The organism is Cellulomonas sp. NPDC057328 (assembly GCF_042667215.1).
Classification (GTDB): domain Bacteria; phylum Actinomycetota; class Actinomycetes; order Actinomycetales; family Cellulomonadaceae; genus Cellulomonas.
Genome location: NZ_JBHUZW010000108.1, coordinates 1 through 13417, shown reverse-complemented (window position 1 = coordinate 13417; position 13417 = coordinate 1). Strand labels below are relative to the sequence as shown.

Genomic DNA, 13417 nt, shown 5'->3' with positions numbered 1-13417 from the left:
CGGCACCCCGGAGGGGGGTGCCGGCGCGTCGTCGTCGTGGGCCCGCTCGTCGTGGGCCCGCTCGTCGTGGGCGACCGTCGTGGGCGACCCGTCGTGGGCGACCCGTCGTGGGCGGCAGCGCCGCCCGGGGCCGTCAGGCGGCGTGCTTCGCCGCGTGCCGCTCCGCCCGGCGCGCGGACCGCCGCTCGCCCCGCGCGACGCGCCGCGCCCGCCCGCGGTCCTGCGCGCGCACCAGCAGCGTGTACAGCACCGGGACGAGCACGAGCGTGAGCAGCGTCGACGTGAACAGACCGCCGATGACGACGATCGCGAGCGGCCGCGAGATGAAGACGCCGCCGCCGGTGAGGCCCAGCGACATGGGCAGCAGCGCGAAGATCGTCGCCGCCGCCGTCATGACGATGGGCCGCAGCCGCTTGCGCGCGCCCTCCATGACCGCGTCGTCCAGGTCGCGCCCGCGGTCGCGGTACTGGTTGACGAGGTCGATGAGGACGATCGCGTTGGTCACGACGATGCCGATGAGCATGAGCACGCCGATGAGCGCGGGGACACCCAGCGGCGTGCCGGTCAGCAGCAGGCCGACGAGCGCGCCGGTCGCCGCGAACGGCACGGACACCATGAGCACGACCGGCTGCAGCAGCGACCGGAACGTGGCGACCATGACGACGTAGACGATCGCGATCGCGATGAGCAGGGCGAGGCCGAGGTCGGCGAACGCGTCCTCCTGGTCGGCGGCGACGCCACCGACCTCGACGCTCGCACCGGCCGGCACGTCGACGTCCTCGAGGGCCGTGCGCAGCTCCGCGGTGAGCGCACCGAGGTCCTGCCCGGCGGGGGTGGCGGAGATCGTCGCCGCGCGCCGGCCGTCGATGCGGGTGACGGAGACGGGCACCTCGACGGTCTCGACGGACGCCACCGCGGTGAGCGGGACGACGCCGGCCGGCGTGGGCAGCACGAGCTGCTCGAGCTCGGCGACCGTGGCCGGTGCGGCGGTGGCGACGACCGTCACGTCGAGCGGCCCCGTGCCGAGGTCGACCGTGCCGACCGGCTGCGGGCTCAGCAGCCCGGCGACGGTGCCGACGACGGCCGCTTCCGTGAGGCCCGCGGCCGCGGCGGCGTCGCGGTCGACCGTGACGCGCACGGTCGGCTGGTCGGCGGCGAGGTTGTTCGTCACGTCGGTCGTGCCCTCGAGGCCGGCGACGACCTCCTGCACGCGCGACGCGAGGTCGGCGAGCTCGTCGGTGTCGTCCGCCTGCACGACGACGTCCACGGTGGACGAGCCGAACGCGGCGTCGGCGCCGGCGACGACGACCTCGCCGTGCGTGCCGTCGGTGAGGTCCGCGACGGCCTCCCGCACGTCGGCCTCGACGGCCGCGTTGTCGCCGTCGGGCGCCAGCGTGAGCGCGTAGCTCGCCCGCGGTGCGCCGCCCCCGCCGCCGAAGGCCGCCTCGACGCCGCCCGCGGAGCCGACGGTCGTCTGCACGGTGTCGACGCCCTCGACCTCGGCGAGCCGCTCCTCGGTCTCGCGCGCCGCGGCGTCCTGCGCCTCGAGCGACGTGCCGGCGGGGAAGGTCTCGGTGACGGTCAGGGTGTCCTGGCCGGCGTCGCCGAGGAAGTTCGTCTCGAGCCGCGTGGACAGGCCCACCGTGCCGACCAGCACCGCGACGGCGGCCAGGACGGTGAGCACCGGGTGCGCCAGCGAGCCGCGCAGCGTCGCCAGGTAGCCGCGCTGCATCCAGCCGCGCCGCTCCTTCTCCTCCGCGGCCGTGCGCAGCGCCTCCGCCTCGGCGGCGTCGCCGCCGTCGGCCTTCACGAACCAGTAGGCCAGCACCGGGACGATGGTCAGCGACACGACGAGCGACGCCGCGAGCGCGATGGCGGTCGTGACGGCGAACGGCCGGAACAGCTCGCCGACCATGCCGCCGACGAGCGCGATGGGCAGGAACACGGCCGCGGTGGCCACGGTCGCCGCGGTGATCGCGGACGCGACCTCGCGCACGGCCGTCGTGATGGCGTCGCGCTTGGGCTCGCCGTAGGACAGGTGCCGCTTGATGTTCTCGATGACGACGATGGAGTCGTCGACGACCCGGCCGATCGCGATGGTCATCGCGCCGAGCGTGAGGATGTTGAGCGAGTAGCCGCCGACGTTCAGGCCGATGAACGTGACCAGCAGCGAGAGCGGGATCGAGATCGCCGACACGAGCGTCGAGCGGACCGAGCGCAGGAACAGCAGGATCATGAGCACGGCGAACACGAGGCCGAGCCCGCCCTCGGTGGCGAGCCCCTCGATGGACTCCTCGATGAACGGCGCCTGGTCGAACACCACCTCGACGTCCACGCCCTCGCCGAGCTGCGCGCGGACCTCGTCGACGGCCTCCTGCGCACCGTGCGACACGTCGACCGTGTTGCCCGCGGGCGTCTTCGTCAGCGCCACCGCGAGCGCCGGGGCGCCGTCGAGCCGCGAGAACGACGTGGCGGGCACGGGGGCGACGACGACGTCCGCGACGTCCCCGAGCGCGACCGGCTGCCCCGTCGCCCCGCCCAGCAGAGGCAGCGCCTCGAGGTCCTCGACCGACGTGATCTCCGAGCCCGCCTGCACCGACAGCGTGAGGTCGCCGTCGCGCACGGTGCCGGTGGGGAGCACGAGGCCGTTGTCCTGCAGCACCGTCTGCACCGCGGTCGGGGACAGGCCCGCGGCGGTGAGCGCGGGCAGGTCGAGCGTGACCGTGACCGCCTGCTCGGCGACGCCGGAGACGCTCACGTCCCGGACGCCCTCGACCTGCTCGAGCCGCGGCACGAGCGTCTCCTCGACGGCGCGCGCGAGCGCCGCGTCGGGCTCCTCGCCGGCGGCGACGTCGTCGGGCGTGCCCGCGACCGCGAGCTGCACGACCGGCAGGTCGTCGATGGAGCCCGTGACGACGGTCGGCTCGACGCCCTCGGGCAGCTGCGAGCGGATGCGGTCGACCGCGCGCTGCACGTCCTGCGCGGCCGCGTCGACGTCGATGCCGTAGGTGAGCTGGACGGTCGTCGTCGACACGGACGTGGACGACGTCGACGTCACCGACTCCACGTCGTCGACGGCGGAGATCGCCTGCTCGATCGGCTCGGTCAGCTGCGTCTCGACGAGCTGCGGGGAGGACCCGGGGTCCACCGCGACGACGACCGCCGTGGGGATCTGCAGCGACGGGATCAGCTCGGACTTCAGCGATCCGAGGCTGATCCAGCCGAACACCGCGATCGCCACCGTGATCAGCGCGACGACGGAACGGTTGGCGAGGGACAGCCGGGCGAGCCGGGACATGGGTCCTCCGGAGGACGGCCGGCACGCGCGCCGGTCCGGGCTGGGACGGGGTGGTCGATCGCGGAACGAGTGCCCGGGGCGACGGGTTCCCGCCGAGGCGGTGTGACCTGCGTCGCCATCGTCGCACGGCGTCCTGGGGGGTGCGCCGGCCGGTGCCCGGGCCGACCGTCGTGCGCCCCGGCGCGAGGTTAGGCTCGCCTACGTGACGTCTCCCGCGGCCCCCGCCCCGCAGCCCTCCCCCGCCGACGCACCGCCCGCCCGCCGCCGCCCGGCGCCGGTGCTGGCGCGCGTGGTCCGCACCGAGCGGCTCACGCCGCACCTCGTGCGCGTGGTGCTCGGCGGTCCGGGCATGGCGCCGTTCGGCACCCCGACGCACGCCGACTCCTACGTGAAGCTCGGCTTCGCCCCCGCCGGCCCCCGGCCGCTGGGACCCGACGGCCGCGTCGACGTCGACGCGCTGCGGGCCGCCCTGGGCGACGCGCACGACGTGCGGCTGCGCGCGTACACCGTCCGCACCTGGGACGCGGCCGCGCACGAGCTCACCGTCGACGTCGTGCTGCACGGCGACGAGGGCCTCGCCGGGCCGTGGGCCGCAGGGGCGCAGCCGGGTGACGACGTGCTCGTGCACGGGCCGGGCGGCGCCTGGTCGCCCGAGCCCGCGGCCGACGCGCACCTGCTGGTCGGCGACGCCAGCGCGCTGCCCGCCGTCGCGGTCGGCCTCGAGGCGCTGCCGGCCGAGGCCGTCGGGCTCGCGGTGCTCGAGGTGCACGGCCCCGAGGACGAGGTGCCGCTGACCGCACCGGCCGGCGTCGAGGTCCGCTGGGTGCACACGGGCACGGGCGTGCCGGGGGTCGCGCTGGTCGACGCGGTGCGCGCCTGGCCGTGGCCGGCGGGCCGCGTGTGCGCCTTCGTCCACGGCGAGGCCGGCGCCGTGAAGGAGCTGCGCGCCTACCTGCGCGCGGAGCGTCGCGTCGCGCGCGGCGACCTCTCCATCTCCGGCTACTGGCGCCTCGGCGCCGACGACGAGGGCTGGCGCGCCGCCAAGCGCGACTGGGCCGCGCAGATCGAGGCGGCGGAGGCCGCGGCCGGTCTCGACTGAGCCCCCGGTGGGCGGATCGGGTGACCGGGCCGCCCGGCGCGCACGCGCCGCGCCGAACCGGCCCCGCGGACGCTCCCGGGTCGGTACGGTCCGACGCGACGCGCACGTCAGGGGACGCGCGCGCGTGCGAAGGGGACCGAGGGTGCTGCGCTTCCTGCCGTTCGTCGTCGAGCTGGCCCTGCTCGTGTACTGCCTCGTCGACTGCGTGCAGTCCGACGGCGACCGCGTGCGGAACCTGTCCAAGGGCTGGTGGCTGGTCCTGATCGTCGTGCTGCCCATCGCCGGCGGGGTCGCGTGGCTGGTCGCCGGCCGACCGCAGACGCCACGGCGCGCCGTGCCCTGGCCGTCGACGGCGACGTCCGGCTTCCCGGAGCACGAGCGACCCCGGCGGTACGCCGACCCGACCGACGACGACCGGCGCCGCGCAGAGGAGCGTCGCAGCGACGCGCTGCACGAGCAGATGCTCCGCGACTGGGAGGCGCAGCTGCGCGCCCGCGAGCAGGTGACCGAGTCGCCGGAGGGGACGCCGGAGCCCCGCGACGGCGCCTGAGGCACGCCGCCGCGCCGGCATGCCGCCCGGACGTCAGCCGGCACGGCGGCGCGGACCGTGCGCGGTCCGCACGCGCCCGGGACGCGCACCGCTGCCCGGGCTCAGCCCGCCGCCGTCAGCCACGCCCGCGGCGAGGCGCCGACGCGCTGCGTGAACACCCGCGTGAACGCCGACGGGTGCGCGTAGCCGAGCTCGGCCGACGTGGCCGCGACGGAGGCGCCCGCCCGCAGCCGGTCCTGCGCGACGGTCAGGCGCCACGCGGTCAGGTAGTCCGCCGGCGACTGCCCCACCGCCTCCTTGAACCGCGCGGCGAAGGCGCTGCGCGACATGCTCGCGCGGCGCGCCATCGCGTCGAGCGTCCACGGGTGGCCGGGCTCCTCGTGCAGCGCCACGAGCGCCGGCGCCAGCCGCTCGTCGGCCAGGCCGGGCAGCAGGCCGGCCGGCAGGCCGAGGTCGTCGGTGTGGTCGAGCACCCAGCGGAACAGCTGGATGAGCACGACCTCGAACAGCCGGTCCGCGAGCACGCGGCGGCCGCACCGGACCTCGTCCACCTCGGCGAAGAGCAGGTCGAGCGCGGGGCGCAGGCCGGGGACCGCGGCGAGCGGCACGACGACCACCGCCGGCAGGGTCCGCACGAGCGGGTGCGCGTCGCCGCCCTCGAGGTCGAGCGTCGCGCACGCGAAGTCGGACCCCTCAGCGGGGGCGTTGCGGAAGGCGTGCTCGAGCGGGCGCGGGTAGAGCAGCAACGACGGCTCGTCGACGTGGAGCGTCTCCAGGCTGCCTCCCGGCACCTGGTGGGTCACGTCCATCTGGCCGTCGCGGAGCACGTGCAGGAAGCCGCGCCCCGGGCGCGCGGCGAACGTCGTGACGCCGCACAGGGGGCCCGTGTGGAACAACCGGGCGCGGACGCGGAAGCGCTCGAGCAGCGGCGAGAGCCGGTCGATGGTCGTCACCGCCTCAGTGTGGTGGACGGATCGGTAGGAAGTCGAGACGCAACGCATCTTTCCGTCCTGCGGCGTGGGTCAGTGTGGACCTGCCGCCGCCGGACCGGCCGCGACACCACCTCCGCAGCACCACGACAGGAGCACACCATGTCCCTCGTCCACCTCGTCGACCGCGACACCGCCACGGGCACGGTCAAGGAGCAGCTCGACCAGATCCACGGCGCGTTCGGCACCGTGCCCGCCATGTTCCGCGCCGTCGCGAGCTCGCCGGCCGCGCTGCGCAGCATGTGGGGGTCCTTCGGCGCCCTCGGCGACGGCACGCTCGGCGCCGCCCTCGGCGAGCAGATCGCCGTCGCCGTCGCGAACCGCAACGCGTGCGCCTACTGCCTCGCCGCCCACACCGCGCTGGGCCGCAAGGCGGGCGTGCCGCGGGACGCCATGGCCGCCGCGCAGGAGGGACGGTCCGACGACCCGCGCACCGCCGCGGCCCTGCGCTTCGCGCTCGCCCTCGTCGAGGACCGCGGCCAGGTGCCGGCGGACGAGGTGCGGGCCGTGCGCGACGCCGGGTTCGGCGACGAGGAGATCGTCGAGATCGTCGCCCACGTCGCGCTCAACCTGTTCACGAACTACGTCAACGTCGCGCTCGACGTGCCGGTGGACTTCCCCACCGTCGCGCTGCGCCGCGCCGCCTGACCGGCACCGGAACCGGTCACGGCACGCCCCCCGGCCGGTGGCCCGCCCGCGCGCGGGCCGGCGGCCGGGTGGCACCGCACCGTCCGGGTGCATGCTGACGGGGACAGGAGGAGCGCCATGAGCACGCCGACCACACCCACCGCGGCCGCCGCGCCGCACCCGACCGACGGGCGCGCGGCCCCCGACCCCGACGACCCGCGCGAGCAGATCGAGGTCGGCGTCCTGCTCGCGAACGGCCGGCTCGCCGGCCGCAGCTTCGCCTCGCGCGCCGAGGCGGAGGCGTGGGCGCGTCCCGAGGACGGCGAGCAGGTCGTCGAGTACAACCTCGTGTGCGCGTGCGACAGGTGACGGTGCCCCCGCCGGGGTTCGAACCCGGACTGGACCGGGTTTAAGCCGGTTGCCTCTGCCGGTTGGGCTACGGGGGCGCGTGCGTCATCGTGCCAGGCCGCCGGCGGGCCGCGCCGTCCGCGACGCGCCGGCGCCGGACGCACGACGGCCCCGGGACCGCTGAGGTCCCGGGGCCGCCGTCACCGCCGTGCGGCGCGGCTCACTTCTTCGCGTGCTCGTCCCGCTTCTCGGCCGGCGAGCCCGGCTCGGCCTTGTACGACGGCAGCGACTCCTGCGGCTTCGCGCCGTCCGTCGGCGGCGTGTCCTGCGACGTCTGCTCGACCTTCGGCTTCGGCGGCACGGCGGCGCTGCGGAACTCCGCGCGCGGGTCGTGCAGCGAGCCGAGGGCGACGACCTCGCGGCGCAGCAGCAGCGACCCCGTCCAGCCGGCCATGATGCGGATCTTGCGGTTCACGGTCGGCATGGCGAACACGTGGTACGTGCGGTGCAGGACCCACGCCGGGAAGCCGCGGACCTTGATCTTGCCGAACATCTGCGCGACGCCCTTGTACATGCCGAGCGACGCGACGGCGCCGACGTTCTTGTGCTTGTACGGCGTCGGCTCGCCCGAGCGGAGCACCACGGCGAGGTTGTCGCCGATGTGGTTGCCCTGCCGCAGCGCGTGCTGGGCGTTCGGGGGGCAGAACTTGCCGGGGTTGTACAGGTCCGGCACGGCCGCGCAGTCGCCGGCGGCGTACGCGTCGGCGACGACGGTGCCGTCCTCCGCCGTGACCTGCAGGTACTCGTTCGCGATGACGCGGCCCATCTTGTCGAGGGGCAGGTCGGAGTTGCGCAGCACCGGGTTCGCCTTGACGCCCGCGGTCCACACGATCGTCTCGGCGTCGAACTCGGTCTTGTTCGACAGCACGACGTGCCCGTCGACGCACGAGCTGAGGAACGTCGACAGGAAGATCTCGATGTTGCGCTTGCGCAGCTGCTCGAGCGTGTACCCGCCGAGCTCCTCGCTGACCTCGGGGAGGATGCGCGGGCTGCCCTCGACGAGGACGAAGCGCAGCTCCTCCGGCTCGATCTGCTTGTAGTGCTGGACGGCGTAGCGCGCCATGTCCTCGACCTCGGCGAGCGCCTCGATACCGGCGAAGCCGCCGCCGACGAAGACGAACGTCAGCATCTTGCGGCGGAGCTCGGGGTCCCACGTGCTCGACGCGACGTCGATGCGGCCGAGCACGTGGTTGCGCAGCGCGATGGCCTCCTCGACGTTCTTGAAGCCGATGCCCTGCTCCGCCAGGCCGGGGATGGGCAGCGTGCGGGCGACCGAGCCCAGGCCGACGACGAGGTGGTCGTAGGTCACCCAGTACGGCTCGCCCTCGACCGGCGTGATCTCCACGCGGCGGTTCGCGTGCTCGATGTGCGTCACGTGTCCCTGCAGCACGTCGATGCCCTTGAGCGCGCGACGGTGCGGGGCGACGACGTTGCGCGGGTCGATCGACCCGGCGGCCGCCTCGGGGAGGAACGGCGCGTACGTCATGTACGGGCGCGGGTCGACGACGACGATCGCGGCGTCCCGCCGGCCCAGCCGCTTGCGCAGGCGGCGGGCGGAGTACAGCCCGACGGTGCCCCCGCCGAGGACGACGACGCGCGGGACCTTGCGCGGCTTGCCCTGGGGCGCCGGCATCAGCTTGCCGGTCGCGGACGCCGCGCCGACCGCAGGAGTGGACGTCTGAGCCATAGGTCCCACGGTAGAGGTGCGAGCGCTCCCACGCGTGCCGGAGTCGCGGTGACGGTGCGCACACCGCACCGCCCGGCGCTGTGAGATCAGTCCGTCGGGCGCCGCCCGTCCGCCTCCGACCGGGCGACCCCGGCCTCGGGCAGCAGGTCGGCGGCCGTGCCGAGGTCGGTGCCGGCGTCGGTCGGGGCGTCGGCGGGCCCGGCGTCCGCGCCGCCCGCCGCGCCCGAGCCGTCCGGGTCGGGCAGCCGCTCGAGCCGGACCTGGGTGATCCGGCGCCGGTCGACCTCCACCACGACGAGCCGGTGGCGCTCCGGCGCCGCGCCCTCGTCGCGGCGCTCCCCCGCCACCTCGCGCACCGGCACGGACGCACCCGCGTCGGGGATGCGCCCGAGCTCGGCGAGCACGTAGCCGGCCACGGTCTCGTACGCGCCCTCGGGCAGCGTCACGCCCGTGCGGTCGGCGAACTCCTCGAGGGTCAGCCCGGCGTCGACGGCCTCGCCCTCGGCCACGCTGACCGGGACGGGGTCGTACTCGTCGACGATGTCGCCGACCAGCTCCTCGAGCAGGTCCTCGAGCGTCACGATGCCGTCGGTGCCGCCGTACTCGTCGACGACGACGGCGATGTGCGAGCCCGTGCGGCGCATGAGCGACAGCGTCGGCAGCACGGCGTTGGTACCGGGCAGCGACACGATGGGGCGCGTCACGTCGCCGACGGTCGTCGCGGCGACCTCGACGATCGCCTCGACGACGCCCGCCCGGCCGTGCGCGTCGGGGTCCTCCTCCGCCTCGCGGACGGCGCGGGCCACCGGCGCGAGCAGGTCGCGCACGTGCACGAAGCCGACGATGTCGTCGAAGTCCTCACCCGTGACGGGGTACCGCGAGTACGGCAGGTCCTCCGCGACGCGCGCGGCCTCGGCGATCGGCGCGGACGCCGCGAGGAACTGCACGTCGCCGCGGGGCCGCATCGCCTCCGCGAGGGAGCGGTCACCGGCCGAGAACACGTCGTCGATGAGGCGGCGCTCGTCCTCGGGCAGGTCGGGGTGGGTGCGGACGAGGTCGCGCAGCTCCTCGTCGGTGATCTGCTCGCCGGTCGCCCTCGGGTCGAGCCCGAACAGGCGCACGACGGCGTCGGTCGACGCCGACAGCAGCCAGATCACGGGGGTCATGAGGATCGCGAACCGGTCGAGCGGCGGCGCCACCGTGAGGGCCACCCGCTGGCTCTTCTGCATCGCGATGCGCTTGGGCACGAGCTCGCCCAGCACCAGCGACAGGTACGCGATGACGAGCGTGAGGACGATGAGGGCGACGCCCTCCGCCGTCCCGCGGCTGAGCCCGAGCGCCTCGAACAGGGGCGCCGCCGACGGCGCCAGCGCCGACGCGCCGAACGCCGCCGAGAAGAACCCCGCGACCGTCACGCCGATCTGCACCGCCGCGAGGAACCGGTTGGGGTTCCGCGCCACGGCGGCGACGCGTGCCCCGCGCGCCGACTGCTTCTCGAGCTGGACGAGCTGGGACTCGCGCAGCGAGACCAGGGCGAGCTCGGTGCCGGCGAAGACGCCGCCGACGAGGATGAACAGCAGGACGAGGCCGATGTCGGCCCAGATGTCGGCGGTCATGGCCCTTTCCGGGTCAGCGCGGGGGACGGGGGTTCCAGGCTAGGCAAACGGCCACGACCCGCATCCGGTTCCCGGCCGTCCCGACGAGACCGAGGCGGCCGACGGCGACCGACCGGCGCAGGCTCCTCCCGCCCCGGCGTCGGGCACGGCTCCCGCATCGCCCCAGGCGCACGCGCCGACGTCGCCGGTGGGACGCCGAGATCGCCTGCTCCAGGCGGCGACCTCACCACCGGACCGGCGATCTCGCGGGTGGGAGAGCGTACGTGGGCCGCCGCGACCTCGTCAGGTACTGCTCGAGGTCGTCACGGAGGGGTGACGTGGTCGGCGCAGGGGTGACGTGGTCGGTGCGGGCGCCGGTGGGTCGGAGGGCGGGTGCGACGGCGGGGCGCGGTCAGCGCTCGGCGACGCTCCAGGCGATGCCGTCGAGGATGTCGTGCTCGGACGTCACGACGCTCGTCAGGGCACCGCCGGCCGCGGCGACGTCGTCGCGGACCCGGCGGACCACCTCGCGCCACACGAGCGCGCCGGCGCCGATGACGTCGACGCGGCCGGGGTGCAGGTACGGCAGGGCCGCGCGCTGCTCGCGCGGGGCGTGCAGCAGGTCGTCGCAGGCGGCGAGCACGTCCTCGAGCGGCAGCTGCACGCCGTCGATGCGGTCGCGCTCGTACGACGGCAGCCGCAGCGCGTGCGCGGTGATGGTCGTGATCGAGCCGGCCAGGCCGACCATCGTCACGGTCCGGCCGAGCGGTACGACCTCGGCGGCGGCGTCCAGCGCGGCGCGGACGTCGGCCGCGGCGGCCGCGCACTCGTCGTCGGTCGGCGGGTCGGTGTGCAGGTGGCGCTCGGTCATGCGGACGGAGCCGACGTCCATCGACAGGGCCGCCTCGGGCGCGTCCGTGCCCAGCACGAGCTCGGTGGACCCGCCGCCCAGGTCGACGACGAGGAACGGCGCGTCGAAGCGGCCCGCGAGCACGCCCGTCGCGCCGCGGAACGACAGCCGCGCCTCCTCGTCGCCGCCGACGACCTCCGGCTCGACGCCGAGCGCCTCGTGCACGCCCGCGACGAAGTCGGCGCGGTTCTCGGCGTCGCGCGTGGCCGACGTCGCGACGAAACGGATCGCCTCGACGCCCAGGTCGGTGCACACGTCGTGGTAGCGGCGGGCCGCGTCCAGCGTGCGCGCGAGCGCCTCCGGGGCGAGCCGGCCGGTGCGGTCGACCCCCTGGCCGAGCCGCACGACCTCGTTGCGGCGGTCGAGGTCGACGAGCGTGCCGGCCGCCGGGTCGACGTCCGCGACGAGCAGACGGATGGAGTTGGTCCCGCAGTCGATGGCAGCCACACGCGTCACGCGCACATCGTGTCATCCCGCCCGGGCCGTGACCCGCCGTACGGCCGTCCGCCGCGTGCCGCCGTCAGCAGGTGCAGCGGTCCGGGCTCCACCGGTCGGCGATCATGCCGAGCACCTCGTCGCCCACCGGGTTGACGCCCGGACCGGCGGCGAGCGCGTGCGCGACCAGCACGTGCAGGCACTTCACGCGGTGCGGCATGCCGCCCGCCGAGATGCCGGCGATCTCCGGCACGTGCGCGATGGCCTCGCGGTCGGCGAGGTACGCCTCGTGCGCGCGCCGGTGGCCCGCCGCGAGCTCCTCGTCCTCGGCGAGCCGGGCCGTGAGCTCCTTCATGTACCCGCCGGCCTCCACCGTGCTCACGGCGGCGACGGCCTGCGGGCTCGTCAGGTAGTACGTCGTCGGGAACGGCGTGCCGTCGTCGAGCCGCGGCGCCGTGCGGACCACGAGCGGGCGGCCGCAGACGCAGCGCGCCGCGACGCCCACGACGCCGCGCGGCGGGCGGCCGAGCTGCTCGGTGAGGACCTCGACGTCGCGCGGCGTGATGTCCGCCGCGACCGGGGCCGGCGCGGCGGGCGCGTCGCCGGCGGAGGGGCCGGGCGTGTCGCGGTGCGCGGTCGGGTCGGGCAGCGGGGTGGCAGCGGGCACGGCGGTTCCTGACGCGGGACGGGAGCGGGGACGGGCACGGACGGGTGCGGGTCGCGGTGGCGACCGTCCATTGTCGCCGATGCGCGCGACCGCGACGACGGTCGCGCCGGCCGCGTCAGGTGGCCGGCGTCCGGTGGTCTGCGGCAGGTGGTCTGCGGCAGGTGGTCTGCGGCAGGTGCCGCGTCAGGGGGTCGGCGCCGCCGGGTCGGGCGCGGGCACGGTCCCGGGGTCGGGCGTCGTGCCCGCGCCCGGCGTGCCGTCCGGGACGGTGTCGGGGACCGCGTCGACGTCGGTCTCGCCGGCGGCGCGCACCGACTCCCACACGGTGCTGTACCAGGGCCGGGTGGAGCCCTCGGCGGCGCCCGCCGCCGGGCCGTCCTCGACCACCGGCGCGTCCGGGACCGTCTCGGGGTCGACGACGCGGAACGCGGTCTCGCCCGGCATGACGAACGACAGCCGCTCGCGCGCCTGCGCCATCACGTACGCCGGGTCGTCCCAGCGGCGCAGCTCGGCCTCGAGGTCCTCGTTCTCCGCGACCGCCGCGTCGCGCTCGGCGCGGAGCTGGTCGACCTCCGCGCGGTGCTGCAGGAACGACGACAGCGTCGGGTAGACGAGGACGAACGCGAGCAGCACGACGAGCGAGAACACCATGGTGCGGACCGTGAACATGCGCGGCACGCGCAGCTGCGACGGCGTGGCGCGCGGCGTGCCGCGCGCGGGCGTCCCCGGACGGGCCCCCGCCCCCGACGACGCCGACGGCCGCCCGGCCGGACGGTTCGCCCCCGGGCGACTCGCACCGCCCGGGACGGGCGCGACCTTCGGCACCGGGCCGGACCGCGGCGCCGCGGGACGCCCCGGCCGCGGGGTGCCCGTGCGGCCTGCGGCGGGACGCGACGCGCCCGTGCGGCCGGCGTGCGGCACCGGCCCCGACGGCGTCTGCTCGCGCGCGGGCCGGCGGCCCGGGCCACCGGGCACGACGGGACGACGGGGCGCGGGCATGGCGACGATTGTGCCGTCGTGCGCCGCGATCCGCGCGGACGCCGCGCCCGGCCGGGCGGCGTCCCCACCGAACCTCCACGACCCGGACGCCCGGCGCCCCACAGCGGCGGTCCCCCGGACGCGCCGACGCCCGGCCCGCCACGAGGGCGGACC

The 13417-nt window shown here is 76.0% G+C and carries 11 protein-coding genes and 1 tRNA gene; 4 read left to right on the top strand and 8 right to left on the bottom strand.

The window, feature by feature from the left end; genetic code table 11:
* Positions 1–133: 133 nt before the first annotated feature.
* Complete coding sequence (locus ACFUMH_RS15650) at positions 134–3298, bottom strand: efflux RND transporter permease subunit (RefSeq protein WP_378207534.1); 3165 nt, start codon at positions 3296–3298, stop codon at positions 134–136.
* A gap of 202 nt (positions 3299–3500) precedes the next feature.
* On the opposite strand from ACFUMH_RS15650, the gene ACFUMH_RS15645 reads away from it, so the two are divergent.
* Positions 3501–4397: a siderophore-interacting protein gene (locus ACFUMH_RS15645; protein ID WP_378207531.1), complete on the top strand. Its 897-nt coding sequence runs from the start codon at positions 3501–3503 to the stop codon at positions 4395–4397.
* 142 nt (positions 4398–4539) lie between these two features.
* Positions 4540–4947 carry a PLD nuclease N-terminal domain-containing protein gene (locus ACFUMH_RS15640; protein WP_378207527.1) on the top strand — a complete coding sequence of 136 codons (408 nt, stop codon included), beginning with the start codon at positions 4540–4542 and terminating at the stop codon, positions 4945–4947.
* Positions 4948–5048: 101 nt separating this feature from the next.
* On the opposite strand, the gene ACFUMH_RS15635 is transcribed toward ACFUMH_RS15640, so the two are convergent.
* On the bottom strand, positions 5049–5900 hold the full coding sequence (locus tag ACFUMH_RS15635; protein ID WP_378207524.1) for an AraC family transcriptional regulator: 852 nt from the start codon (positions 5898–5900) through the stop codon (positions 5049–5051).
* A 138-nt stretch (positions 5901–6038) separates the two neighbouring features.
* Between ACFUMH_RS15635 and ACFUMH_RS15630 the strand changes: the two genes are divergently transcribed.
* The gene (locus tag ACFUMH_RS15630; RefSeq protein ID WP_378207521.1) at positions 6039–6584 is read left to right on the top strand and encodes a carboxymuconolactone decarboxylase family protein; all 546 of its coding nucleotides are present in this window, start codon (positions 6039–6041) and stop codon (positions 6582–6584) included.
* A 117-nt stretch (positions 6585–6701) separates the two neighbouring features.
* Positions 6702–6932: a hypothetical protein gene (locus ACFUMH_RS15625; RefSeq protein ID WP_378207518.1), complete on the top strand. Its 231-nt coding sequence runs from the start codon at positions 6702–6704 to the stop codon at positions 6930–6932.
* A gap of 3 nt (positions 6933–6935) precedes the next feature.
* Here the strand turns inward: ACFUMH_RS15625 and ACFUMH_RS15620 are convergent.
* From ACFUMH_RS15620 to ACFUMH_RS15595, 6 genes are all read right to left on the bottom strand, one after another.
* Positions 6936–7009: transfer RNA gene (locus tag ACFUMH_RS15620), tRNA-Leu, on the bottom strand.
* Between the two features lie 122 nt (positions 7010–7131).
* A complete protein-coding gene (locus ACFUMH_RS15615) occupies positions 7132–8658 on the bottom strand; it encodes an NAD(P)/FAD-dependent oxidoreductase (protein ID WP_378207515.1) in 1527 nt (508 codons plus the stop codon).
* Between the two features lie 86 nt (positions 8659–8744).
* Complete coding sequence (locus ACFUMH_RS15610; RefSeq protein WP_378207512.1) at positions 8745–10274, bottom strand: hemolysin family protein; 1530 nt, start codon at positions 10272–10274, stop codon at positions 8745–8747.
* Between the two features lie 391 nt (positions 10275–10665).
* Positions 10666–11619, bottom strand: a complete 954-nt coding sequence (locus ACFUMH_RS15605; RefSeq protein ID WP_378207509.1) for an exopolyphosphatase — start codon at positions 11617–11619, stop codon at positions 10666–10668.
* A 64-nt stretch (positions 11620–11683) separates the two neighbouring features.
* Positions 11684–12163, bottom strand: a complete 480-nt coding sequence (locus tag ACFUMH_RS15600) for a DUF501 domain-containing protein (protein WP_378207537.1) — start codon at positions 12161–12163, stop codon at positions 11684–11686.
* Between the two features lie 285 nt (positions 12164–12448).
* A complete protein-coding gene (locus tag ACFUMH_RS15595) occupies positions 12449–13264 on the bottom strand; it encodes a septum formation initiator family protein (protein ID WP_378207506.1) in 816 nt (271 codons plus the stop codon).
* Between the last annotated feature and the right edge of the window lie 153 nt (positions 13265–13417).